General features: G+C 64.7%; 19 protein-coding genes and 1 riboswitch. Of the genes, 5 read left to right on the top strand and 14 right to left on the bottom strand.

Annotated elements, in window-relative coordinates; all coding sequences use genetic code 11:
• Positions 1-131: 131 nt before the first annotated feature.
• Entirely contained in the window at positions 132-1,448 is a 1,317-nt protein-coding gene (locus tag ACI2KK_RS00375; RefSeq protein ID WP_404667466.1) for a methyl-accepting chemotaxis protein, read from the bottom strand.
• 179 nt (positions 1,449-1,627) lie between these two features.
• Between ACI2KK_RS00375 and ACI2KK_RS00370 the strand changes: the two genes are divergently transcribed.
• Complete coding sequence (locus tag ACI2KK_RS00370) at positions 1,628-2,839, top strand: glycosyltransferase family 4 protein (RefSeq protein WP_404667465.1); 1,212 nt, start codon at positions 1,628-1,630, stop codon at positions 2,837-2,839.
• Here the strand turns inward: ACI2KK_RS00370 and ACI2KK_RS00365 are convergent.
• From ACI2KK_RS00365 to ACI2KK_RS00355, 3 genes are all read right to left on the bottom strand, one after another.
• Positions 2,808-3,911, bottom strand: coding sequence for an NADH:flavin oxidoreductase (locus tag ACI2KK_RS00365; protein ID WP_404667464.1), 1,104 nt, complete (start codon positions 3,909-3,911; stop codon positions 2,808-2,810). The genes ACI2KK_RS00370 and ACI2KK_RS00365 overlap by 32 nt on opposite strands.
• Positions 3,912-4,202: 291 nt before the next feature.
• Positions 4,203-4,685 (bottom strand): glutathione peroxidase, encoded by a 483-nt coding sequence (locus ACI2KK_RS00360; RefSeq protein ID WP_217886477.1) that lies wholly within the window; start codon positions 4,683-4,685, stop codon positions 4,203-4,205.
• Between the two features lie 142 nt (positions 4,686-4,827).
• A complete protein-coding gene (locus tag ACI2KK_RS00355; protein ID WP_217840306.1) occupies positions 4,828-5,313 on the bottom strand; it encodes a peptidylprolyl isomerase in 486 nt (161 codons plus the stop codon).
• Between ACI2KK_RS00355 and ACI2KK_RS00350 the strand changes: the two genes are divergently transcribed.
• Complete coding sequence (locus tag ACI2KK_RS00350; protein ID WP_404667463.1) at positions 5,312-5,614, top strand: DUF3565 domain-containing protein; 303 nt, start codon at positions 5,312-5,314, stop codon at positions 5,612-5,614. The two genes, ACI2KK_RS00355 and ACI2KK_RS00350, sit on opposite strands and share 2 nt — an antisense overlap.
• A 32-nt stretch (positions 5,615-5,646) precedes the next feature.
• Positions 5,647-7,737, top strand: a complete 2,091-nt coding sequence (pta, locus tag ACI2KK_RS00345; protein ID WP_404667462.1) for a phosphate acetyltransferase — start codon at positions 5,647-5,649, stop codon at positions 7,735-7,737.
• A 117-nt stretch (positions 7,738-7,854) separates the two neighbouring features.
• On the opposite strand, the gene ACI2KK_RS00340 is transcribed toward pta, so the two are convergent.
• The 10 genes from ACI2KK_RS00340 to ACI2KK_RS00295 form a co-directional block, all read right to left on the bottom strand.
• Complete coding sequence (locus ACI2KK_RS00340; protein ID WP_217840309.1) at positions 7,855-8,568, bottom strand: OmpA family protein; 714 nt, start codon at positions 8,566-8,568, stop codon at positions 7,855-7,857.
• Between the two features lie 95 nt (positions 8,569-8,663).
• Positions 8,664-9,308 carry an MBL fold metallo-hydrolase gene (locus ACI2KK_RS00335; protein WP_404667461.1) on the bottom strand — a complete coding sequence of 215 codons (645 nt, stop codon included), beginning with the start codon at positions 9,306-9,308 and terminating at the stop codon, positions 8,664-8,666.
• Positions 9,309-9,378: 70 nt separating this feature from the next.
• Positions 9,379-9,540: a hypothetical protein gene (locus ACI2KK_RS00330; RefSeq protein ID WP_404667460.1), complete on the bottom strand. Its 162-nt coding sequence runs from the start codon at positions 9,538-9,540 to the stop codon at positions 9,379-9,381.
• Between the two features lie 34 nt (positions 9,541-9,574).
• The gene (locus ACI2KK_RS00325; RefSeq protein WP_404667459.1) at positions 9,575-10,096 is read right to left on the bottom strand and encodes an N-acetyltransferase; all 522 of its coding nucleotides are present in this window, start codon (positions 10,094-10,096) and stop codon (positions 9,575-9,577) included.
• 358 nt (positions 10,097-10,454) lie between these two features.
• Entirely contained in the window at positions 10,455-11,147 is a 693-nt protein-coding gene (locus ACI2KK_RS00320; protein WP_217840313.1) for a sensor histidine kinase KdpD, read from the bottom strand.
• Positions 11,144-12,751 carry a response regulator gene (locus tag ACI2KK_RS00315; protein ID WP_369988082.1) on the bottom strand — a complete coding sequence of 536 codons (1,608 nt, stop codon included), beginning with the start codon at positions 12,749-12,751 and terminating at the stop codon, positions 11,144-11,146. Before ACI2KK_RS00315 ends, ACI2KK_RS00320 begins: the two co-directional genes overlap by 4 nt.
• A 129-nt stretch (positions 12,752-12,880) precedes the next feature.
• Positions 12,881-15,595: a LuxR C-terminal-related transcriptional regulator gene (locus ACI2KK_RS00310; protein ID WP_404667458.1), complete on the bottom strand. Its 2,715-nt coding sequence runs from the start codon at positions 15,593-15,595 to the stop codon at positions 12,881-12,883.
• A gap of 254 nt (positions 15,596-15,849) precedes the next feature.
• The gene (locus ACI2KK_RS00305; protein ID WP_404667457.1) at positions 15,850-17,214 is read right to left on the bottom strand and encodes a DUF1329 domain-containing protein; all 1,365 of its coding nucleotides are present in this window, start codon (positions 17,212-17,214) and stop codon (positions 15,850-15,852) included.
• An 18-nt stretch (positions 17,215-17,232) separates the two neighbouring features.
• On the bottom strand, positions 17,233-19,170 hold the full coding sequence (locus ACI2KK_RS00300; RefSeq protein WP_404667456.1) for a DUF1302 domain-containing protein: 1,938 nt from the start codon (positions 19,168-19,170) through the stop codon (positions 17,233-17,235).
• Between the two features lie 326 nt (positions 19,171-19,496).
• On the bottom strand, positions 19,497-21,179 hold the full coding sequence (locus ACI2KK_RS00295; protein WP_404667455.1) for a fatty acid--CoA ligase: 1,683 nt from the start codon (positions 21,177-21,179) through the stop codon (positions 19,497-19,499).
• A 287-nt stretch (positions 21,180-21,466) separates the two neighbouring features.
• Here ACI2KK_RS00295 and ACI2KK_RS00290 point away from each other — a divergent pair, with 287 nt between their 5' ends.
• Both ACI2KK_RS00290 and ACI2KK_RS00285 read left to right on the top strand, forming a co-directional pair.
• On the top strand, positions 21,467-22,432 hold the full coding sequence (locus ACI2KK_RS00290) for a 2-hydroxyacid dehydrogenase (protein WP_404667454.1): 966 nt from the start codon (positions 21,467-21,469) through the stop codon (positions 22,430-22,432).
• 52 nt (positions 22,433-22,484) lie between these two features.
• Entirely contained in the window at positions 22,485-23,483 is a 999-nt protein-coding gene (locus ACI2KK_RS00285; protein WP_404667453.1) for a methyltransferase, read from the top strand.
• A 40-nt stretch (positions 23,484-23,523) separates the two neighbouring features.
• Positions 23,524-23,642, top strand: a riboswitch (yybP-ykoY riboswitch).
• Positions 23,643-23,704 lie beyond the last annotated feature (62 nt).

The following is a 23,704-nucleotide window of genomic DNA, read 5'->3' as shown; positions in this document are numbered from 1 at the left end:
CCCACAGGGGGCACCGTCAGCCTGTGCAGTACCTGTAGGAGCCGGCTTGCCGGCGATGAGGCCAGCACAGGCGAATGCTGGCACCGGCTGTGCCGGTGATCGCCGGCAAGCCGGCTCCTACAGGGGGTGAATCAGTGCGACAGCTGGCTGGAGAACTGCCCCACTGCATCCACCACCTTTTTCGCCCCTTCCTGAATCTCCACGATCACCCCGCCGGTGTCGGCGGCCAGCGCCAGGCCCTGCTCGGCCTGGCGCTTGCTGGTGTCGATGATGTCCACCGCAGCCTGAGCCAGTTGCTCGTTCTGCTGCACCACCTTGGCGATTTCTTCAGTGGCGCTGCTGGTGCGCGAGGCTAGCTGACGCACCTCGTCGGCGACTACGGCAAAGCCACGGCCCTGCTCGCCGGCACGGGCGGCCTCGATGGCGGCGTTGAGCGCCAGCAGGTTGGTCTGCCCGGCAATGTCGCTGATGGTCTTGATGATCGCGCCGATCACCTTGGACTGCTTGTCCAGCGCCTGGATGCCGTCGGCGGCGTCCTGCATCGAACCCTCCAGGCCGCGCATCACTTCCACCGTCTGGGTCACCACCTCGGTGGCCTTGCGTGCGCAGCCGTCGGTTTCCAGCGAGGTGGTGTAGGCGATGTCGGCCGCTTCGGCCACTGCCTGCTCCTGATTGACCTGGTCGGTGACCACGGTGGCGAACTTGACCACCTTGTAGAGCACATCGTGGGCATCGAAGATCGGGTTGTACGAGGCCTCCAGCCACACCGTACGGCCATGGGCATCGATGCGCTTGAAGCGGTCGGCAACATACTCGCCGCGGCGCAGCTTGTCCCAGAACGCCTTGTACTCGGGCGCGCTGGCTTCCTGCGGGTCACAGAACATGCGGTGCGGCTTGCCACGCACCTGCTCGAGGCGGTAGCCCATGCCCTCGAGGAAGCGGTCGTTGGCGGTGAGCACCTGGCCGTCAAGGTCGAACTCGATCACGGCCGTGGAACGCATCAGCGCCTTGATCAGGCTCTCATGCTCGCGGGCGGTCTCGATGGTGCGGGTGAGGTCGCTGGAATGCAGCGAGAAATAGCGGATGCGCCCGCTGCTGTCCTTCACCGGCTGCAGGATCGAGCGCAGCCAGGCTTCCTGGCCATTGCCGCGCAACAGGCGAAATGCGCCGTTGAGGTGTTCGCCACGGGTGATGGCGGCCTTCATGCGCTGGTGGAAGTCGAGCTGCTTCACATGGGCCGGGACGATTTCTTCGATGTTGCGCCCGATCAGTTGCTCGGCGCGGTAGTGCATCTCGGCTTCGAAATTGGCGTTGACCGACTCGATGCGCCCCTGGGGGTCGAGCTGGAGCACCAGCATTTCACTGTCGAGGCTGTTCTTGACCTGCTCGATGGACAGCAGTTCTTCGCGCAGCTGCTGGATTTCTTGCTTGAGTTTGCTGTTGAACATCACCGCTCTCCTGGAGCGCATAGCGATAGTCGAATGCATCTGCATCGGCCGCGCCAGCGCGCTTCTTGAGCGCTTTGCCATGAAATATTCACGACTTCGAAACAGCCGGAAATCAGGCGTCATCTGTACGTCATAAAGGCGTCACATGCCCGCAATCGGGGCGGCGGAAACTTTTTGTCATGAATACTCCGCCCTTGCGTATCACCCTGGTCAGCGAGACCTTCCCTCCCGAAATCAACGGCGTGGCCAATACCCTTGGCCGGCTCGCCGAGGGGCTGCGCCTGCGTGGGCACCAGGTGGAGGTGGTCCGCCCGCGCCAGGCCAGCGATTGCGCAGCGGGGCCGGATGACAGCCTGCTGCTGTGCCGCGGCTGGCCACTGCCGGGCTACCCGGGGTTGCAGTGGGGCGAGGTGTCGATGCACAAGCTGTGGCGGCGCTGGCGCCGGCAGCGCCCCGATGTGCTGTACATCGCAACCGAAGGGCCGCTGGGGTTGAGCGCCCTGCGTGCCGCTCGGCGGTTGGGCATTGCCGTGGTCAGCGGCTTTCACACCAACTTCCCGCAGTACTCGGGGCAATACGGCCTTGGCCTGCTGGCAAGGCTGCTCACTCACTACCTGCGCTGGTTCCACCGGCGCACCGCCATCACCCTGGTGCCCAGCGCCAGCCAGCGCCTTGAGCTGGAGCGCCGTGGTTTCGAGCGCCTGGGGCTGATGGCCCGGGGCGTGGATGCCAGTCTGTTCAACCCGGCCCGGCGCAGCCAGGCCTTGCGCGAGCAATGGGGGCTGGCTGCGGACGACATCGCCGTGCTGTATGTCGGGCGACTGGCGGCGGAGAAGAACCTGGCACTGTTGCGCCCGTGCATGGCGGCGCTGCAGAAAAGTTATCCACAGCGGCGCCTGCGCCTGGTGATGGTCGGTGACGGGCCATTGCGCGCCAGCCTGCAGCAGCAACTGCCGCACGCCGAATTTTGCGGCGCCCAGCGCGGCGAAGTGCTTGCCGAACACTACGCCAGCGCCGACCTGTTCCTGTTCCCCAGCCTCACCGAAACCTTCGGCAACGTGGTGCTGGAGGCCATGGCCTCAGGGCTGGCGGTGGTCGCCTACGACGAGGCCGCCGCCGCCCAGCACATCCGCCACGGCCACAGCGGCGCGCTGGCCATGCCGGGCGATCAGGCGGGTTTCATCGACGCCGCTTGCTGGCTGCTGGAAGAAAGCGAAACCCTGCGCCGGGTGCGCCTGAACGCCCGCCAGCACGCCAGCCGCCAGGGCTGGCCAGCGATCGTCGAGCAGTTCGAGGGCTACCTGTTCAACGCCTGCCGGGGCGGCACGGCCAACAGTGAGGCAGCCCCGCCCCTGGCCCTCAAGCCAGGCTCGTCAACGCCTCGCGGCTGAACGGCAGCACTTCGGCTTCACGCCCCTCGCGCACCTTCTGCGCCCATTGCGCATCGACCAGCAACGCGCGGCCGACCGCCACCAGGTCGAATTCCCGGGCCTCCAGGCGCTGCAACAGGCCTTCGAGGCTGGCAGGCTCGGCAACCTTGTCGGTGTCGACCATGAACTGCAGGAACTCGCCATCCAGGCCGACGCTGCCCACGGTGATGCTCGGCTTGCCGGTGAGCTGGCGGGTCCAGCCGGCCAGGTTCAACTCGCTGCCGTCAAACTCCGGTTCCCAGAAACGCCGGGTGGAGCAGTGGAAGATATCCACACCCGCCGCCGACAGCGGCTCGAGGAAGGCTGCCAGCGCTTCGGGGGTTTGCACCAGGCGCGCACTGTAGTCCTGCTGCTTCCACTGCGAAAAACGGAAGATGATCGGGAAGTCAGGACCCACCGCCGCGCGCACGGCCTGGATCAGCTCGATGGCAAAACGCGAACGGCCGGCCAGGTCGCCGCCATATTCGTCGTTGCGGCGGTTGCTGGCCTCCCAGAAGAACTGGTCGATCAGGTAGCCGTGGGCGCCGTGGATCTCCACCCCGTCCATGCCAATGGCCTGGGCATCGCGCGCCGCCTGGGCGAAAGCAGCGATCACCTCGCGGATATCAGCGTGGCTCATGCCCTGCACCAGCACAGTGCCGTCCTTCTCTTTGCCGCTCGGGCCATAGGCCGGCACGCTGGCGTCCGGCTCCACACCCAGGCGACGCACGCTGCCCACATGCCACAGCTGCGGCACGATGCGCCCGCCTTCGGCGTGCACCGCCTCGACCACGCGCTGCCAGCCGGCCAGGGCGTCCGCGCCGTAGAAGCGTGGCACGTTGGGGTAGCCGTTGGCCGCTTTGTGCTCGACCGTGGTGCCCTCGGTGATGATCAGGCCGACACCTGCTGCAGCACGGCGGCGGTAGTACTCGACCACGCCGTCGTGGGGCACGCCGCCGGGACAGAAGGTACGGGTCATCGGCGCCATGACCACACGGGTCGGCAGCTCGAGGGTACCCAGGGTGAAGGGCTGGAACAGAGGGTTGCTGGACATGCGGCGCTCCCGGCACGGGTGAGGAAATGCGCCTGAGCTTAGGGGCAGTGCGGGGGCCGGCACAGCATTATTGATTGGGGTGATTGAAGGGTATCGCAGCCCTGTGGGAGCGGGTTCACCCGCGAACACCGGCTTTGCCGGTGCCATCCAGCGTGTCGCTTGCTTCGCGGCTAAAGCCGCTCCCACAGAGATCGCATAACCCTCAGATCCATGCAGCCCCTGTAGGAGCCGGCTTGCCGGCGATGAGGCCGGTACAGGCAGCACAAAACAGCCGAGCCTGCAGAGGCTGCATCAGGCCAGGGCCTTCTCGATGGCCTGCACCACGCTGGGGTCGTCCGGTGCGGTACGCGGGGCGAAACGGGCCAGCACGCGGCCATCCTTGCCGACCAGAAACTTTTCGAAGTTCCAGGTGATGTCGCCGGGGAACTCCGCGCCCTCACCCGCCAGCAGGCGGTACAGCTGATGGCGCTCGTGGCCGTTGACCTCGAGCTTGGCACCCAGCGGGAAGCTCACGCCGTAGTTGAGGCTGCAGAAGTCCTGGATCTCCTTCTCGCTGCCCGGCTCCTGCCCGGCAAACTGGTTGCACGGCAGGCCCAGCACGTTGAAGCCCTTGCCCTTGTATTGCTGGTGCAGCTTTTCCAGCGAGGCGTACTGCGGCGTCAGGCCACATTTGGAGGCGACATTGACCACCAGCACCACCTGGCCCTTGAACGGGGCGAGGGGCAGGTCCTCGCCGTTCAACGCCTTCAATGTCAGGTCGTGAAATGCACTCATGTTGAATCCCCTCTCAGGTTCCCGATTGTCGCTGGGGCGAATTGCGCCCACTAAAAAGGCGCTCTTCCAAGCCGCGTACCCCCGTCGGGGGCATGCCGGCTTGTCCGAGCGCCTGGCGACTTTCTGAGCTTAGCGCAGAAAATCAGTGGTGATGGCCACCTTCACCGTGGATGTGACGGTGAGCGATTTCTTCTTCGCTGGCGTCACGCACGTCGACCACTTTCACCTTGAAGTTCAGGCGCTGGCCGGCCAGCGGGTGGTTGCCGTCGACGGTGACGTCGTCGCCGTCTACGTCACGGATGGTGACGATCTGCATCTGGCCGTCCGGTGCAGAGGCGTGGAACTGCATACCGACTTCCAGCACGTCGACGCCTTCGAACAGGCTGCGGTTCAGGGTGCTGACCAGCTCGGCCAGGTATTCGCCGTAGGCGTCTTCCGGCTCAATGGCAACTTCAAGTTCGTCACCGGCTTGCTTGCCTTCCAGGGCTTTTTCCAGGCCCGGGATGATGTTGGCGGCACCGTGCAGGTAAACCAGCGGCGCACCACCGGCGGAGCTGTCGATGGTCTCCCCGGCGTCGTTGGTCAGGGTATAGTCGATGGACACAGCCTTGTTGGCGGCGATCAGCATGGGGCAAGACCTTTTGCAAAAGAATGTAGAACGGGGAAGTGTAACCAAGGCATCGGCCGATTGCGAACCGACCATGGACGAAGGGTCGCCCGTCAGTCTGATCACGGGCTTTCACCAGGACCAGGAAGGCCACTGGGTGGTGTCGCTGTCTTGCGGCCATACCCAGCACCTGCGCCACCAGCCCCCCTGGCAGGCGCGGCCCTGGGTGCTCGACGCCGAACAGCGCCAGCGCCGCATCGGCCAGGCATTTGCCTGTGGCTGGTGCGCCCAGGGGGCGGTTAGCGATACCCTTGGCCGTTGATTCTTTTGCACCGCTTATTTCGAGAAGCACGCATGCAGACTTTTTTCATTGCGCCGACCGACTTCGGTGTCGGCCTGACCTCCATCAGCCTGGGCCTCGTTCGCACCCTCGAGCGCGCCGGGCTGAAGGTCGGCTTTTTCAAGCCGATCGCCCAGCCGCACCCCGGTGACACCGGGCCTGAGCGCTCCAGCGAACTGGTGGCGCGTACCCACGGTATCAAGCCGCCCACCCCGCTGAGCCTGGGCCAGGTCGAGCGCATGCTCGGCGATGGCCAGCTGGACGAGTTGCTTGAAGAGATCATCCGCCTGTACCAGCAGGCCTGCGTCGGCAAGGACGTGGTGGTGGTCGAGGGCATGGTGCCGACCCGCCACGCCAGCTACGCGGCCCGGGTCAACCTGCACCTGGCCAAGAGCCTGGACGCCGAGGTGATCCTGGTATCGGCGCCGGAAAACGAGGTGCTCAGCGAGCTGTCCGGCCGGGTCGAATTGCAGGCCCAGCTGTACGGTGGGCCGCGCGACCCGAAGGTGCTCGGGGTCATTCTGAACAAAGTGCGCACCGACGAGAGCATGGCCGAGTTCGCCACGCGCCTGCGCGAGCACTCGCCGCTGCTGCGCGGCAGCGACTTCCGCCTGCTGGGCTGCATCCCCTGGCAAAGCGAACTCAACGCCCCGCGTACCCGCGACGTGGCCGAACTGCTCGGCGCCCAGGTGCTCAACGCCGGTGACTACGAGCAGCGGCGCATGAACAAGATCATCATCTGCGCCCGCACCGTGGCCAACACCGTGCCGCTGCTCACCTCCGGCACCTTGGTGGTTACCCCGGGCGATCGCGACGACATCATCCTGGCGGTGAGTCTGGCAGCGATCAACGGCGTGCCTCTGGCCGGCCTGCTGCTGACCAGCGACAGCAAGCCCGATCCGCGCATCCTCGAGCTGTGCAGCGGTGCGCTGCAGGCCGGCCTGCCGATCCTGTCGGTGAGTACCGGCTCGTACGACACTGCCAACCAGCTCAACTCGCTGAACCGGGAAATCCCGGTGGATGACCGCGAGCGCGCCGAATTCATCACCGACTTTGTCGCCACCCACCTGGACGCGGCCTGGCTGCACCAGCGCTGCGGCACCCCGCGCGAGCTGCGCCTGTCGCCGGCGGTGTTCCGCTACCAGTTGATCCAGCGCGCCCAGCAAGCCAACAAGCGCATTGTCCTGCCCGAAGGTGCCGAGCCGCTGCTGGTGCAGGCTGCTGCGCTGTGCCAGGCCCGCGGCATCGCCCGCTGCGTGCTGCTGGCCAAACCCGAAGAGGTGGCCGCCGTGGCCCGCGCCCAGGGCATCAGCCTGCCGCCGGACCTCGAGGTGCTGGACCCGGAGCTGATCCGCGGGCGCTACGTAGAGCCGATGGTCGAGCTGCGCAAGAGCAAGAACCTCAACGCGCCCATGGCCGAGCAGCAACTGGAAGACCCAGTGGTGATCGGCACCATGATGCTGGCGCTGGGCGAGGTGGACGGGCTGGTGTCGGGCCTGGTGCATTCCACCGCCAACACCATCCGCCCGGCCCTGCAACTGATCAAGACCGCGCCGGGCGCCAGCCTGGTGTCGTCGGTGTTCTTCATGCTGTTCCCCGACCAGGTGCTGGTGTACGGCGACTGCGTGATGAACCCGCACCCCAGCGCCGAGGAACTGGCCGAAATCGCCCGGCAGAGCGCCGAGTCGGCCGAGTCGTTCGGCATTGCGCCGCGGGTGGCGATGCTGAGCTATTCGAGTGATTCGGCCGGCAGCGACGAAGAAGTGGCGAAGGTGCGTGAAGCCACGCGCCTGGCGCAACACGCCGAGCAGCAGTTGCTGATCGACGGCCCACTGCAGTACGACACCGCCGCCAACCCGGACATCGCCCGCCAGCTGGCGCCGCACAGCCCGGTTGCCGGGCGCGCCACGGTGTTCGTGTTCCCCGACCTGAACACCGGCAACACCACCCACAAGGCGGTGCAGCGCAGCGCCGACTGCGTCAGCCTAGGGCCGATGCTGCAGGGCTTGCGCAAACCGGTGAACGACCTGCCGCGCGGGGCGCAGGTGGATGACATCGTGCATACCATTGCGTTGACAGCCATCCAGGCCAGTAACGTGCGCTGAAATGAAAAGGGGCCGCTGCGCGGCCCGATCGCTGGCAAGCCAGCTCCTACAGAGGTCCGTGTAGGAGCTGGCTTGCCAGCGATTGGGCTGCGCAGCAGCCCCTTGCGATGTCAGCCCTTACGGATACTGCTGCACAGTCCCCTGCTGGTCATACTGCTGGCCCGGAATCGGCTTGAGGTTCACCTCTACCCGACGGTTCTGCGCCCGGCCATTGGCATCGGCGTTGCTGGCGATCGGCTGATCCGGGCCCATGCCACGCACGCTCACCCGGGTGCCATCCACGCCCTGCGAGGTCAGGTAGGTGCTGACTGCCTGCGCGCGGCGCTGCGACAGGTCCATGTTGTGCTGGCGGCTGCCGGTGCTGTCGGTGAAGCCGACCACCTCGATGGTGTTCTGGTTGAACTGCTTGAACGAGCCGGCCAGGTTGTTCAGCGGCGCATAGAAGCTTGGCGAGATGTTCGCAGAGTCGGTGGCGAAGGTGATGTTGCCCGGCATGATCAGTTTGATCTGGTCACCCTGGCGCTGGACCTCGACGCCGGTATTGGCCATCTTGGCGCGCAGCTCGGCTTCCTGCTTGTCGGCGTAGTAGCCATAACCTGCGGCAGCGGCACCTACCGCGGCAGCGCCGATCAGCGCCCCCTTGCCACGGTTGTTGTGGTCAATGGCGGCACCGGCAATGGCGCCGGCCAGCGCGCCCAGGCCGCCGTATTTGGCCGTCTTGCTCATCCCCGTGGAGCCCTGGTCCTGGCTCTGGCCGTCATAGGGGTTCTGGCCGGCACAACCGGTCATCAGGGCGGCGGCGGTAGCGACGATAATCAGACGACGCATCATGGACAAGCTCCTACTGAATTCATAAGTGCAGCGGATCACATACGGATCTGTGCCGTGGCTTGGATTGCACCCGCGCGCAAAAATTCCATGAAACTTTACGCCCGCACGAACGGGTTCTCGCGCATCTCGTCACCGAGGCGGGTGTCCGGGCCATGGCCGGTCACCACGATCGCCTCTTCATCCAGCCGGTACAGCCGCTCCTTGATGGAACGAACGATAGCCCGCTGATCGCCACCCCACAAATCGGTACGGCCGACACCACGACGGAACAGGGTGTCGCCGGCGATCAGCAGCTTGTGCTCGGCGAACCAGAAGCTCATCGAGCCCGGCGTGTGCCCCGGGGTGTGCAGCGCCACGCCGCAGCCACAGGCCAGCGCTTCATCGTCGCCCAGCCAGCGGTCGGGCGAGGGGACCGGCGTGTAGGGCACACCGAACATCTGGCATTGCATTTCGAGGTTGTCCCACAACGGCTGGTCGGCCTTGTGCAGGTGCAAGGTGGCGCCGGTCAGTTCCTTGAGCCGGCCCGAGGCGAGGAAATGATCGAAGTGGGCGTGGGTGTGGATGATGCTCACCAAGGTCAGGCCGTGGTGCTGCAGGCGGGCAAGAATTTTCTGCTCGTCACCGCCCGGGTCGACGACGATGGCCTTTTTGCTGAGCGGGTCGCCGATCAGGGTGCAGTTGCACTGCAAAGGGCCGACGGGGAAGGTTTCGCGGATGAGGCTAGTGGGTTGTAGGTTCATGCTTGCCTAGGGAAATCACGGTAAAAACGGCCGGTGAAGGTCGTCGGGTAATCACGGCAGTACTGCCGACTCAACCAGCCATACGCCCGCCCGGCTCAAGTTTAACGCCCTGTTCCTTGGCCACTTGAAGCAAGCGCAACTGAGTACGGGATACCTCACCCACCAATCGTCGTGCTTGCGCTTCGAAATGGGCCATGGCCTGCTCTGCTGTGTGCTGTTTTGCAGATTTCACGACTGCCTCCACAAAGGACTGGCGCCCGATAGTATTAAGGATCGATTTTCATCACAAGGCGACTGCCAAGCATGCATTTGAAGCCTAGCGCTTCATACAACGGGCGTATTGCGAATACGGGATTCTCGATCTCGATTTCACGACAGCCCAGCATCCGACCGTAAAACTCGGTCGACATGATTGCAAGCGCCGCCACGGAGCCGGCCAGAGGATGAGAACGGCCTGGCTGGCTTTCAAGCAAGATGATCTTGATGCACAGACGACTCTTGCGTGGCGTGGCATAGCAAAGGCCGCACAGCTCACTAGCGTGCCAAATCGCCAGATCGAAACCTCTGCGGTCCTTGCCCTTCCATCGCTGAACGCACTCCCATGGAAACAGCGTGGCGCTATCTCCCCATTGCAGGCTTGCCTCAACACACGCGGGTGTTATGGGCTCCATCCTGACCTGATCAGCCTGAACGCCATCCTTAAGAAGAGCAGGCTGATCAAGCAGAACCTCCTCCACACGTTTTCTTGCCAATGAACGGTACACCTGGTAGCGAAGACCATCTCCCATGGCACTCACTCAACCAGGTTCAGCAAATTTCACGCGCTACAGGGCGCATTTGATCCCAGGCTTCGAGGTCTTTCGGGGCTGGGGCGTGGAAGTCGCACTGGCTCAACAGAGTGTCGAGGTCATATCGAACCCTGGCTTGCCCATGGGGAGAATTATGTTCACGCGAAGGTTTACGACGATGGCTGACTGTTTTTTGCATCGGTACGACTCCTGGATTGTTTGGGAGCCGTATTACTAACCACCATCAGCACCGAAAAACAGGCCTCCTGAGGCTAAATCAGCATTCAAGGAGTGCTCCTACAAACAGAAGGAAAGCCCCTGCAACTGATCCTGGGAGTGTTTCACCTGATTACCGAGTTCAAGGCAAATACAACCTGAACAACCCGCCCCCCAGCGCCCCGCCATTGGCGATCTCGATCCGCCCGCGCACCCCGTTGCGCTCGTGCAGCGCAGCGATGCGCGCGGCGAAGTACAGGCCCAGGCCGGTGCTGCCGCTTTGCTGGTCGATGCCCTGCACGTAATCGCTCTGGCGCTCGAGCATGCGCTGTGGATAACCGGCGCCGTCGTCGTTGACGCTGATGACCAGTTGCTCGCCCTCCTCCTCGATGCTGATCAGCAGTGCGTGGCCGGCGTAGCGAATGGCGTTGGTCAGCACGTTGGCCACCACCGAGGCGACCAGCTCGCGGTCGAAGAAACCCAGCGGGTTGTCGGTGTCGATGCGCCAGGTGGCGAGGATGTCGCGGTGCTTGAGCACCTCCTGGTGGGCCGCCAGCTGGGCTTCGATGAAGTCGTCCAGCTCGTGGTAGTCGGGGCACACCGGCAGCTGGTTGACACCCAGTTTGTACAGGCCCAGCAACTGCACCAGCATGCCGTTCAGGTGGCTGAACTCATGCTCCATGATGCCCTGCTCGGCGCCGCCCTGAAGCTCTTCGGGCAGGCGTGCCAGCCACTGGTTGTGGGCCTGGATCAACGCCGACAGCGAGTTTTTCAGGTCGTGCACGGTGGAGGCGATCACCGTGGAAAAATCCAGCCCCTGGTCGCCCTGGCTCATGCGCCGAACACCCGCACATGCAGCTTGCGGTAGCGCTCGTAGCGGCTGTCGCTGGCCGGGATGCCGGCCACGCTGGTGAGGCAGTCGCGGCACTCCTGCAGCAGTGCCGGCGGCGGAGTTTCACCGCCGATGCGCAGCAAGGCCTGGGCGGTGTTGAGGGCGATACTGATGTTTTTCGGTTGCAGCGACAGCGCCTTGCGGAACATGCCCAGCGCTTCGCTGAGCTGGCCGCCCTGGTAGCTGCGAACGCCCTGGCGGTTGAGGTCGACCGCTTCGGTCACCGCGCCCAGCACCGTGGGGTCGTCGGTAAGCTTGGCCACGCTCTGCATGACTTTTGGGTCATCGCCGTAGGTTTCCACGCAGCCTTTCAGGATGGAGGTGCCCGCCGCATCCTGACCAAGCTGCTGCAGCTGTTTGGCCACAGTCAACGCGGCTTCCACCGAGAAGAACTGGTCCATCTTCTCAAGCCGCTGCATGGCCTGTTCGGTGAGCTTGGCTGCGGTGTCCGGGTCACCGGCCTGCTGCAGGCTGGCGGCCTTCATCAGCCGCGCACGCACCTGCAGGCCTTGGTCCTCGACATGCTCCTTGGCCACTTCGCTGAGCACGGTGTTGATTTCAACCCGGGTACGCGCATCCAGGCCAAAGCCTGCGTTTTTGTTCATCAGCGCCTGGGCCAGGCCCAGGTTGCTTTCAGCATCCTTGTAGCGCGAGCTCTGCCCTTGGTTGACCGAGTGCCGGTAAGCCTTGGAGGCGGTTTCGAAGTCGGCGTTCTCCAGCGCCAGCTTGCCCAGCGCCGCCTGCCGGCGCACAGCCAGCGGCGACAGGCGCACGGCCTCTTCAAGCATGTGCTGGGCACGGCGCGATTCGCCCTGGGCCACCAGCACGTCGGCCATGCCGTCATACAGGCTGGGCATGATCGGGAAGGCCTTGAGCGCCTGCTCGAACACGCCCTGGGCCTGGGCATGCTGGCCGCGCTTGTGCAGCAGGTTGCCCAGCGCCGCATACACCCACGGCTGCGGGCGGCTGGCGAGAATGCCTTTCAGGAACTTCTCAAGCTCGTCGAAACGGTTCAGGTCGCGCAGCGCGTCGGCTCGGTAGCGCAGGCACAGCGGGGCGAAGCGCGGGTCTTTCTTGCACAGCTCGGCACAGGCGGCGAGCACCTGGGCCGGCTGGCCGCGGTCCAGGGCCTGGAGGATCGGCTTGAGCAGGGTCTTGCGCTGTACCAGTTTTTCCAGGCGCTGGGCCAGGCCGACACGGTTGAACGGTTTGGTCAGGTAGGCGTCCGGCTCGTGCTCGATGGCACTGAGCACGATGGCCTGGCTGCTCTCGGCGGTGACCATGATGAACACGCATTCATGGCTGATCAGCTTGTCGAGGATCAGGTCCTCGAGCACCTGCTGGCCGTTCTTCTTGCCGTCGCCCAGGTGGAAGTCCTGGAGGATGAAGTCGTAGCGCTTCTGCCCGCACATGCGCAGCGCCTGCTCGCCGCTGTCGGCGGTGTCGACGTCGCGCACGCCCAGCTCACGCAGCATGGAGCGGGTCGACGTACGAAAATCGGTGAAGTCGTCGACGATCAGAAAGCTTTTTTGCCCGTACTGCAGCATCAAGACGGCCTGTATTGGAATAATGGGAAAAAGTGGCGCGCGCCGATGCATGCCGCCGAACTGTGTATCGGCAGCGAGCCTGGAAAGATGAGCGCTCAGCAGCCCGCCATGTTAGCGGGCAAAACGCCACTACGCCAGCAAACCCAAGGCCTTGGCCCGAGCCACGGCCTGGGTGCGGCGCTCCACGCCCAGCTTGCTGTTGATATGGCTGGCGTGGGTCTTGACCGTGTGCAGCGAGATGAACAGCCGTTCGCTGATCTGCTGGTTGGAGCAACCCTGGGCGATCAGCTCGAGCACCGCCAGTTCACGGCCGCTGAGCGATTCGGCAGGGCTGCTGGCGGTTTGCGGGGCGTCGGGCAGGCGCGCCAGCAACTCGGCCTGGACCGCGCACGCGCGTACGGCGAGTTGCTCGCGCAACCACTGCGGATGTACTTCGATAAGCCGCTGGAACGCTTGCAGCGCGCCACCTTGCGCTGCCTCAACGGCCTGCGCCAGCAGTTTCACCGCATCGTTTTCACGCCCCTGGGCCAGCAACAACCCGACCGACTGGCACATCGCACAGATGGCCAGCGCCATGCCGCCACTGGCCTGCCCCCGGGCGGCCAGCGCATGCAGGCGTGCCTCGGCATCCGCCGGGCGCTCGAGCACCTGCTCCAGCAGCGCCCGCTGCAGTTCGATATGCAGCGGCAGCAAGGGGTGAAATTCGGGGGCCGCGGCCGGTTGCTCGCCGCCGTAGGTCTGGCCCAGGCGCAGCAGCCAGGATTCGGCGAGGTCGGTGCGGCCCTGGGCCAGCCACAACTCACACTTCACCAAGGTGATCATGGCCAGATAGAAGATGGGTGGCACATCCCAGATATGCATCAGCCGTTCGGCTTCGGCCAGTTCCGAGAAGGCCTCGGCAAAGCGCCCTTCGCGACCGTCCAGGGTGGCGATCACACAGTGGCCGATGAGTACGCTGATATCACGGCAGGCGCGTGCCTCGCTGAGCCCGGCACGCAGGCGTGTGCGTGCTTGTGCGGGCTGCAGCCGGGTAGCCAGCAGGTAGCCTTCGTAAAGCGTGAGCCGGGCGCGCACCGCATACAGCCGCTGGCCCGACAGCCCCTGCAGGCGCTGCAGGCCCTGGCGCACTTCATCCAGCGCCCTGAGCACCTCGCCACGGGCGTGCAGCACCCGGGCCCGGTCGTAATGGGCCAGCGCCTCGAACAGTGGGTTGCCGACCCGCTGGGCCAGCTCCAGGGCCTCACGGTTCCAGCCCCGGGCGCGCCAGAAATCGCCATCGGCGATGGCCAGGTTGGACAGCGTCGACAGGCACACCAGGCGTTGCCCGTAACGCTTGCAGGGCAGGCTTTGCAGGGCTTCGCTGCAATAGCTGAAGGTGCGCTGGCGGTCACCGCGACCCCTGGCGATGATGCCGCTCAGGGCCAGCCATTGCGCCAGCATCGAGCGTTGGGCCGTGGCCGAAGGCGCCGGCAGGAAACGGCTCAGGTAGCCGGCGAGCTCTTCAGCCGCATCCAGCTGGCAAGCCAGGCCCAGGGCCCAGCTGTACAGCACGATCAGGCGCGGGGTGCTGATCAGCAGGCTGTCGGGCAAGTCCATTTTCCAGCGCAGCAACATGCCGACGTTCTGCTCGGCCAGCAGTTGCTCTTCGGACAGGCTCTGCACCAGGTCCGCCGCCACATCCAGGTGACCTGCGCGCAAGGCCTGCTCCACCGCTTCATCCAGCAGGCCCTGGCTTTCGAACCAGCGGCTGGCGCGCAGGTGCTGGCTGGCCAGGGGCCCGCTGGCCTGACGGCTGCGCAGCAGGTCGGAGAACAGGTGGTGGTAGCGGAACCAGCGACCGTGCTCGTCGAGCGGCACCAGGAACACCTGGTGGGCCTGCAGGTAACCCAGCACCTCGGCGCTGTCGTCACGCTCGCGCACGGCGTCACACAGCTCGGCGCAAAAACGCTCCTGACATGCGGTGTCGTAGAGAAACGCCTGCACGGTGGCCGGCAGAATGTCGATGACTTCTTCAAGCAGGTAGTCGCGGATCAGCCCTTCGCCCCCGTGCAGGGCCTGGGGCAGCGCGCCGTCGTCACCTGACTCGCTGGCCGCCAGCTGCCAGAAGCGCAAGCCGGCCACCCAGCCGTCGCTGCGCTGGATCAGGTTGTCCAGCGCCTGGCCACGCAGGCCGGTGGGCTGGCGGCCAATCACCGCCAATGACTCCTCAGGGGTCAGGCGCAGGTCCTGTTCGTTGAGTTCGAACAGCTGGCGCGACAGGCGCAGGCGCGCCAGGTGCCAGTCGGGGCGCTGGCGGCTGGTGACCAGCAGCACCAGCCCGGCGGGCAGGTGGTTGAGGAAGAACTGCAGGCAGCGGTCGAGCACCGGGCCCTGGGCCAGGTGGTAGTCGTCCAGCACCAGCAGCAAGGGGGTGTCGGGTTGCAGGTACAGCGCCAGCTCGTCGAGCAACCCATCGAGCCACTCTTCGAAGGCGAATGGCTGATGGCGCTGACGCATTTTCAGCAGCCCCAGCGCCTGGCCGCCCAAGGCCGGGCAAAACTGCTGCAGGCCTTCGAGCAGGCGCTCAAGAAAACGCCCTGGGTCGGCGTCGCGCTGGCTGAGGCCAAGCCAAAGGCTGCGCCAGTGCCCAGGCAAGCCCTGGCAGAACTCGATGGCCAGTGAGCTTTTGCCGAAGCCTGCCGGCGCGTTTATCAGCAACAGGCGCCCCGCCAGGCCTGCGCTCAGGCGCTGGCACAGGCGGTCCCGGGGGACATGGGCTTGCGGCAACGGTGGCCGAAAGAAACGCCCGTCCAACAGGCCCAGTGCCTGGCTGGCGACTCCATGTATGCGGGACAGGTCTGTCATGGCCGGCTCGTTCTGTTGGGAAGACTTCGGCAAAACGGATTTTTGCGAGACTAGCGGCAAAACTTGAGCATTTGAAGATGATGGGCGCGATTTGCGCAAAAAAGACTACGACAAAAAAAGACAACCCTGCCAGATATCAGCCAAGGCAATGATGGGCCATAAACCAGCCCATGCCCCACCAGGTCTGGGTAAACAGAAACGCCCCGGCAAGCCGGGGCGTTCTGGGAGTTTACAAGGAGGGTGCAGCGCTCAACTCATTTGATGCCACTCTGACGCAGCGCGGCGGGCTGGAAGTCTGCCTTGCTGGCGGTGAAGCCAAAGTCGTAGGCGCGCTTCTCTTCGTTTTTCATGCCCAGTGCCAGGTAACGGCCCGATTGCAGGTCGTAGATGGACTCGAGGGTGTACCACGGCACTTGCTTGTCGTAGTACGGCTGGGCATGCGCCTCGGACACGCGCCACAGCTGATTGCGCCCGTCGTACTGGTCGATCACGGCCGCTTGCCAGGTGTCCTCGTCGATGTAGAAGTCACGTTTGGCATAGATGTGCCGCTGGCCCGGCTTGAGCGTGGCGACCACATGCCATACGCGGCGCAACTCGTAGCGTGCCAGGTCCTGATTGATGTGGCCGGCCTTGATGATGTCGGCGTACTTGAGCTTCGGGTCATCGAGCTTGAAGGCGTTGGAGGCGATGTACAGCTCCTTTTTGCCTTCGAGCTTCCAGTCGTAGCGGTCTGGCGCACCGTTGAACATGTCCAGGTTGTCGGAGGTACGCAGGCCGTCGGCGGCGGTACCCGGGCCGTCGTACGACACTTGCGGCGCCTGGCGCACACGGCGCTGGCCGGCGTTGTAGATCCAGGCCTTGCGCGGTTCCTTGACCTGGTCGAGGGTCTCGTGCACCAGCAGTACTGTACCGGCAAGGCGCGACGGCGCGGTCACTTCCTGCATGAAGTAGAACAGCACGTTGCCCGGGTTGTTCGGGTCGTAGTCCTTCATCTTGTCGCGGAACACGAACTTGTCGCTGAAGTACACCAAGCTGTAGGAGCCGTTCGGCTGTGGTGTGGCCTGGGTGACCAGGCGCGAGACGCTGCCACCGCGGTAGCGGGTGATGTGGTTCCAGATCACCTCGAGGCCGTCCTTGGGGATCGGGAACGGCACCGCAGTGCGGAAGTTGTTCAGGCCGTTGCCGCCTTCGACCAAGGTGGTTTTGGTGGCGTTTTCCTTGATGGCGGCGAACACATCGTCAGGCACCGTAGAGCTGCGGTGGGTCTTGTACACCGGGAGCTTGTAGCTGTCGGGATAGCGCTTGAGCATCGCCATCTGGCCGGGCGAGAGCTTGTCCTTGTACTGCTCGGCGTTCTGCGCGGTGATGGTGAACAGCGGCTTTTCACTGCCATACGGGTCGGACAGGAAGCCCTTGGCGTCGGCGCTGCCGGCCGACTTGGACAGTGGCTCCCAAGGGCCGATGGAGCCATCGGCGTTGCCGGCCTTTTCTGCGCCCATCGGCGTGAGGGTCGAGCCCAGCTTGGCCGCCTCGTCGGCGGACACCGCCGCCATGACGCTGGTGGCCAGCAGGGACAAGCCCAGCACACCGGCTTTCAGCAGACTTTTTGTGGTGTTCATTGTCTGTCTCGTCCTGAATTAGAAGTTCATGCCGAAGCTGAGGGCAACAAAGTCGCGATCATCCACGGTGGTGTACTTGCCGTCGAAGAAGTTGGTGTACGACAGGCTGGCGGTGTAGGTGTTCTGGTACTCGGCGTCCAGGCCCAGGCTGACTGCCTTACGGCCCTCTTCGAAGTTGCCGCCAGGGCCTGGCGAGTAGCCCGAGACGTCGTGGGACCAGGCCACGCTTGGGCGCAGGTTCACCCCGGCGAAGACGCTGTTGTAGTCCCAGATGGCGCGAACGCGGTAACCCCAGGAGTCGGAGGTGGTGAAACCGTCGTTTTCGCAGTAGCGCGACAGGTTGTTCTGCGGGGCGCCGGCCAGTGTGCTGGCATTGAGCGTCTGGCAGGTGCCATTGGGCAGAGGCCCCGGGCCGTATACCGGATCACGCCCGTAACGCGCCTTGGAGGTGCTTTCCAGGCCGCCAACGTGGGTCCAGCCCACCTCGCCGACCATGGTCAGACGCTCGGCCCCCATTACCTGATCGAAGAAATGGGTGAAGGTGGTTTGCAGTTGGGTGATTTCCTTGCGCCGGTAACCCGACTGATCAGTATTGGCAAAGCCCTGAAGCACCGAGGCATTCGGGTTGAGCGGCGTCAGGCCCGAATACAGGATATCGGTGGTGTTCAGCTGCACGGGCGCATTCGGCCGGTAGCTGATTTCACCACTCCACGCGGTACCGGTGGGCAAGGTGGTGGAGAAGCTCAAGCCATACAGGCGGATGTCCTCGGGGTACTCCACGTAGTAGCTGGAGTTGCCCGCCACGTACAGCGGCATCAGCGCCTGAAGCAGTGCCGGGTTGGTCGCGGCTGCACCGGGTACACCGGCGGCGATCAAGGCGCCCGCCAGGTTGCCCGGCTGGTAGAAGCGCGCATCGGCGCCACGGCCGCTGAAGATCGGTGCACGGCTGTGGTAGTTCATGAAGTAACCACCGAACTCGGTGTTCAATGGCTCGAACATATAGCGCAGGGCCACACCGAACTGACCGCTGTCGCGGGCATCGCGATCCGGGCCGCGCCGTACGATCACACCTTCGTCCGGCGACCCCCAGCTCACGCCCTGGTTGGCCAGGGCGTTCATCGCGGGGCCTGCGAACGGGCCGATCTGTGCACCCAGGCGCCCGGCCACGGCGGACTGAGTCGCCAGCACCGCCAGGTTGTTGTCGCAGCCATCGGCGATCACGTCGGGCTGGGAGAAGAACGTACCGCAGTTGTCGACGACGGTCTGGTCCCACTCCAGCTGGTAGAAGCCTTCCATGGTCAGGTTGTCGGTGACGCTCTGCGACAGGTAGAACATGTTGACCGGAATCAGGCCTTCCTTGATTTCCGCGCCAGGCCGGCGGAACGCCGAGACATCGATAGGGTTGATGGCGTTGATGCCGCCGCCGATGAAGGTACTTTCACCCCAGCTCACCACCTGCTTGCCGAAGCGCACGGTGCCCGGCAGGTCGCCGAGGCTGTAGTTGTGATAGAGGAACGCGTCGAGGATCTGGCCGCCAGAAGACTTAGCGCCCTCCTTGCGGTTGGAGTCGCTGATGTCCTTGAACTCGCGGTGTTCATCCTTGAGCTCGAAGTCGTACCAGTACTTGCCGCGCACGAACACGCCGGTGTCGCCGTACTTGAGTTCGAGGTCGTGAATGCCCTTGAAGATCTTCGAGAAGGTTTCGCCCTTCTTGAAGTTCAGGTGGCCGTCGTCGGAGGTTTGCGACAACCCCCTGCCACCGTTGTTGGCCCCGATGAGGTTCTTGTTGGGGTTGGCGGTCGACCAACTGGCGCCGATGGAGAGCGACGAGTCGAACTGGCCTTCGATTTCCCCGATGTTGAAGCTGACAGCGAAAGCGGGACTTGCGAGCGTAGAAGCGAGGCTGACGGCCAGAGGCAGACGTGCCCGGCGCCAGAACGGGTTTGCAGATGTCATCGACGCTACTCCATGTACTTTATTGTTATGGCAGTGAGTCCCTTCAAGAACGGCTCGAGCGCCCGATGACGCAGGCTCCTGCCCGTGGCGCTGCGCATGCCGCGCGTCGCCTCCCCCATTCCTGAAATTCCCCTGACCCGACTATAGCCAGCGGTCACAGGCGCTTGATCCCTCTAAAGTGTGATTTGTGTTGCGTGGCCGTGACACACCTCGGTAACCCACCTGGGTGCTGACCGTGCTCAAGCATGGACCATTTTAATCGTTTGGCAAGGCGCCAACCGCTCTGGAATGCGGCCCACAACCTGAACGGCATGGGCCGCATGCTGTTACAAGGTGGACAGGAATGCGCTGTTACTGGCCTGCCACTGGCTGATGTCCAGGCGGATGCGCTTCTTGTCGAGCTTGCCGACGCTGGTCTTGGGAATTTCAGTAACAACGGCGATCTGGCTGGGGATCGCCCACTTGTTGATGTGCCCCTGCTCGACGAACGGCTTGAGGTGCTCTTTCAAAGCACGCGCATCGAGGGCCTGGCCGTCACGCAGCACAACCAGGGCGAACGGCCGTTCGCCCCACTGCGGGTCGGGCACCCCGACCACCGCCACTTCGCGCACCGCCGGGTGGCGACTGACCAGGTCTTCGAGGTCCAGCGACGAGATCCACTCACCGCCGGTCTTGATCACATCCTTGATGCGGTCGCGGATATCGATGAAGCCCATGCCGTCGAGGGTGGCCACATCGCCGGTGTGCAGCCAGCCGCCCTGCCACAGCTCCTCGCTTTTTTCCGGCTCGTTGAAGTAGCCCATGGTCAGCCACGGTGCGCGCAGCACCAGTTCGCCCTGGGCCTCACCGTTGGCAGGCAGGAAGTTGCCGTTGGCGTCGACGATGGCCGCCTCCACCAAGGGCACCGGTACGCCGGCCTTGATCCGGTAGGTGACGCGCTCGTCCTCGCTGCCGGCCTGCAGTTCGTCGTTCAGGTGGGCGGCGCTGATCAGCGGGCAGGTTTCCGACATGCCATACGCCGCAGTGAGCTGGATGCCGCGGGCCAGGGCCGCTTCGTACAGGGCGCGGTTGAGCGCGCTGCCGCCGATGATGATTTTCCAGCCGCCGAAGTCCTGCCCTTGGGCGTTGGGGCAGTTGAGCAACATCTGCAGGATGGTCGGCACGCAGTGCGAGAACGTGACCTTCTCTTCGCGCCACAGGCGCACCAGCATGTCCGGCTCGTAGCGCCCCGGGTACACCTGCTTCATGCCCAGCATGGTGGCGGCATAGGGGATGCCCCAGGCATGCACGTGGAACATCGGGGTGATGGGCATGTACACATCGTTGCTGCCCAACAGGCGCACGCTGTCGATGCTGCCAGTGACCGAGGCCTCGGCCAGGGTGTGCAGTACCAGCTGGCGATGGGTGAAGTACACGCCCTTGGGGTTGCCGGTGGTGCCGGTGGTGTAGAAGGTGGTGGCCACCGAGTTTTCGTCGAAGTCGGGGAAGTCGTAGTGCGGGCTGACCGCGGCCAGCAACTGCTCGTACTCGCCCACCAGCCCGGGCAGCTCGGCGGATTTGTCCGGCCCGTCGGTCAGCAGCAGGGTCTTGTCCACCGTGGTCAGTTGGCCGGCGATGGCCTGGTACAAGCCGACGAAGTCGCTGTTGACCAGCACGAAGCGGTCTTCGGCGTGGTTCATGGTGTAGAGGATCTGCTCGGGCGACAGGCGCACGTTGATGGTGTGTACCACCGCGCCGATCATCGGGATGGCGAACATGCATTCAAGATAACGGTGGCTGTCCCAGTCCATCACCGCAACGGTGTCACCGGCCTTCACTCCGGCTTCGGTCAACACGTTGGCCAGCCGGGCGATGCGCTCGCTCAGCTGTGGATAAGTCAGGCGGATCTGGTCGCGGTAGACGATTTCACGGGTTTTTTCGTAACGGCTGCCCGACATCAGCAGGCGCTTGATCAGCAGAGGGTATTGGTAGGCGCCCTCGGCGGGCTTGATGATGCGCGTCTGCAGCATGGAGTATCCCTTTTCTCGAAAACAGGCAGGACAATTCAGATACTTACTGTAGAACGGTGACGCACCGGTCAAATCAGCCGAAGGAATGATTTGGCGGCGCGAGGTATGAGTGGCAAGCGTTGACTCAAGGCGACCTGGCGCTCGACACTGCCGCTGATGGCCTCTTCGCGGGCTAGCCCGCTCCCACAGGTACAGCGCCAGCCTTTAAACCTGCGCAATACCTGTAGGAGCGGGCTTGCCCGCGAAAGCCCCACCCCATCCGTTGCGCCCCACCACCGGAGAGCCCCATGCCCAGTTTGCGTCGCGCCGTGTTTCTCGACCATCAGTCCCTCGACCTCGGTGACCTCGACCTGTCGCCACTCAGTCAGCAGTTCGACGAATTCGAGCTGTACGCTGCCACCGCCCCCGGGCAAGTGGCTGAACGGTTGCAGGGCGCAAGCGTGGTGGTCAGCAACAAGGTCATGCTCGACGCCGCGGCGCTCGCGGCCAACCCGCAGTTGAAGCTGATCCTGGTGGCCGCCACCGGCACCAACAATGTCGACCTGGCCGCCGCCCGCGCCCAGGGCATTACCGTGTGCAACTGCCAGGGCTACGGCACGCCGTCGGTGGCCCAGCACACCATCGCCCTGCTGCTGGCCCTGGCCACCCGCCTGTGCGACTACAACCAGGCCGTGGCCGCCGGCCAATGGGCCAAGGCCAGCCAGTTCTGCCTGCTGGACTTCCCCATCGTCGAGCTGGAAGGCAAGACCCTCGGCCTGCTCGGCCATGGCGAACTGGGCGGCGCCGTGGCGCGGCTGGCCGAAGCCTTCGGCATGCGCGTGCTGAGCGGGCAGATCCCGGGGCGCCCGGCACGTGACGATCGCCTGCCGCTGCAAGAACTGCTGCCGCAGGTCGATGCGCTGACCCTGCACTGCCCGCTCAACGAACATACCCGGCACATGATCGGCGCCGGCGAACTGGCCCTGCTGAAAAAGGGCGCATTGGTGGTCAACACCGCCCGCGGCGGCCTGATCGACGAACAGGCCCTGGCCGACGCCCTGCGTAATGGCCACCTGGGTGGCGCCGCCACCGATGTGCTCAGCGTCGAACCACCAGTCAACGGCAACCCGCTGCTGGCGGCAGATATCCCGCGCCTGATCATCACCCCGCACAGCGCCTGGGGCGCGGTGGAATCGCGCCAGCGCATCGTCGGCCAGCTGGCCGAGAACGTGCAGGCCTTTTTCGCAGGCCAGCCACGCCGCGTGGTCAGCTGAGCCCGAGGCCGGGCTCTGCTACACTGCGCCACTTTTTCAGGAGGCGTCGTCCATGGACCCGCGCAGTGAAGTGTTGCTCCGCCAGGCGGACCTGTTCCAGGGCCCGCTGCTGATCGCCGGTGCCCCCGCCGACGGCCTGCTCGCCGAGCTGCCACAGGCCCACGCCTGGACCTGGCACGCCGGCGACCAGGCGCTGTTGCAGGCCCGCTTCGCCGGCCGCTGCCACCACGGTGTCGAGGCACCTGCCGTGGCCTTTGACAGCGCCGTGCTGTTTCTGCCCAAGTCTCGCGAACTGGCGGCCTACCTGCTCAACGCCCTGGCTTCGCGCCTGGCCGGTCGCACCCTGTACCTGGTGGGCGAAAAACGCGGCGGCATCGAGGGCGCGGCCAAGCAGTTGCAGGCCTTCGGCAAGCCACGCAAGCTCGACAGCGCGCGGCATTGCCAGCTGTGGCAGGTGACAGTGGACAACGCCCCAGAAGCCAAGCCGCTGGAAAGCCTGGCCGAACGCTTCGAACTGGCGCTGGCCGACGGCCCGCTGCAGGTGGTCAGCCTGCCAGGGGTGTTCAGCCATGGCCGTCTGGACAAGGGCAGTGCACTGCTTCTTGAGCACCTCGACGGCCTGCCGGTCGGCCAGGTGCTGGACTTCGGTTGCGGCGCTGGCGTGCTCGGGGCGACGGTCAAGCGCCGCTACCCGCAAAGCCAGGTGACGCTGCTGGACGTGGACGCCTTTGCGGTTGCCGCCAGCCGCCTGACGTTGGCCGCCAACGGCCTGGAGGGCGAGGTGATCAGCGGTGACGGCATCGACGCCGCCCCCCAGGGCCTGGACCTGATCCTGAGCAACCCGCCGTTCCACACCGGGGTGCACACGCATTACCAGGCCGCGGAGAACTTGCTGAAAAAGTCCGGCCAACACCTGCGAAAAGGTGGCGAAATGCGGCTAGTCGCCAACAGTTTCCTGCGTTACCAGCCACTGATACAGGAGGCACTGGGCAACTGTGAAACCCGCGCCGAGGCCATGGGTTTTCGTATTTACCGCGCCACACGCGGTTGAAAAACAGCGCTTGCCTAAAGCCATGGGCGTAGGCAGAATCCGCTCCGTCCTAGGGGAGTAGTCTCCCGCGAGCGCCCTGCTCGCCCGGTACGCGTCAACATACTTGGCCCACAGGCCATGGCGCGTACGACCCGCGGTCCGCACAGACGGGCCTGGGTTTGACAAGACCTATGACACGCACACCTTACCCGGGGCGGGGAGGCTGTACGTGTCATAGCCGT

The organism is Pseudomonas sp. NPDC089406 (assembly GCF_044900265.1).
GTDB lineage: Bacteria > Pseudomonadota > Gammaproteobacteria > Pseudomonadales > Pseudomonadaceae > Aquipseudomonas > Aquipseudomonas fakonensis.
Note: the sequence above shows the minus strand (reverse complement) of the source record. Positions and strands in the feature narration are given on the sequence as shown.

Bases quoted from the DNA above. Each gene is read 5' to 3' on its own strand.
- ACI2KK_RS00375 (WP_404667466.1), bottom strand. From the start codon at position 1,448: ATGTTCAACAGCAAACTCAAGCAAGAAATCCAGCAGCTGCGCGAAGAA.
- ACI2KK_RS00370 (WP_404667465.1), top strand. From the start codon at position 1,628: ATGAATACTCCGCCCTTGCGTATCACCCTGGTCAGCGAGACCTTCCCT.
- ACI2KK_RS00365 (WP_404667464.1), bottom strand. From the start codon at position 3,911: ATGTCCAGCAACCCTCTGTTCCAGCCCTTCACCCTGGGTACCCTCGAG.
- ACI2KK_RS00360 (WP_217886477.1), bottom strand. From the start codon at position 4,685: ATGAGTGCATTTCACGACCTGACATTGAAGGCGTTGAACGGCGAGGAC.
- ACI2KK_RS00350 (WP_404667463.1), top strand. From the start codon at position 5,312: ATGGGGCAAGACCTTTTGCAAAAGAATGTAGAACGGGGAAGTGTAACC.
- ACI2KK_RS00355 (WP_217840306.1), bottom strand. From the start codon at position 5,313: ATGCTGATCGCCGCCAACAAGGCTGTGTCCATCGACTATACCCTGACC.
- pta (WP_404667462.1), top strand. From the start codon at position 5,647: ATGCAGACTTTTTTCATTGCGCCGACCGACTTCGGTGTCGGCCTGACC.
- ACI2KK_RS00340 (WP_217840309.1), bottom strand. From the start codon at position 8,568: ATGATGCGTCGTCTGATTATCGTCGCTACCGCCGCCGCCCTGATGACC.
- ACI2KK_RS00335 (WP_404667461.1), bottom strand. From the start codon at position 9,308: ATGAACCTACAACCCACTAGCCTCATCCGCGAAACCTTCCCCGTCGGC.
- ACI2KK_RS00325 (WP_404667459.1), bottom strand. From the start codon at position 10,096: ATGGGAGATGGTCTTCGCTACCAGGTGTACCGTTCATTGGCAAGAAAA.
- ACI2KK_RS00320 (WP_217840313.1), bottom strand. From the start codon at position 11,147: ATGAGCCAGGGCGACCAGGGGCTGGATTTTTCCACGGTGATCGCCTCC.
- ACI2KK_RS00315 (WP_369988082.1), bottom strand. From the start codon at position 12,751: ATGCTGCAGTACGGGCAAAAAAGCTTTCTGATCGTCGACGACTTCACC.
- ACI2KK_RS00310 (WP_404667458.1), bottom strand. From the start codon at position 15,595: ATGACAGACCTGTCCCGCATACATGGAGTCGCCAGCCAGGCACTGGGC.
- ACI2KK_RS00305 (WP_404667457.1), bottom strand. From the start codon at position 17,214: ATGAACACCACAAAAAGTCTGCTGAAAGCCGGTGTGCTGGGCTTGTCC.
- ACI2KK_RS00300 (WP_404667456.1), bottom strand. From the start codon at position 19,170: ATGACATCTGCAAACCCGTTCTGGCGCCGGGCACGTCTGCCTCTGGCC.
- ACI2KK_RS00295 (WP_404667455.1), bottom strand. From the start codon at position 21,179: ATGCTGCAGACGCGCATCATCAAGCCCGCCGAGGGCGCCTACCAATAC.
- ACI2KK_RS00290 (WP_404667454.1), top strand. From the start codon at position 21,467: ATGCCCAGTTTGCGTCGCGCCGTGTTTCTCGACCATCAGTCCCTCGAC.
- ACI2KK_RS00285 (WP_404667453.1), top strand. From the start codon at position 22,485: ATGGACCCGCGCAGTGAAGTGTTGCTCCGCCAGGCGGACCTGTTCCAG.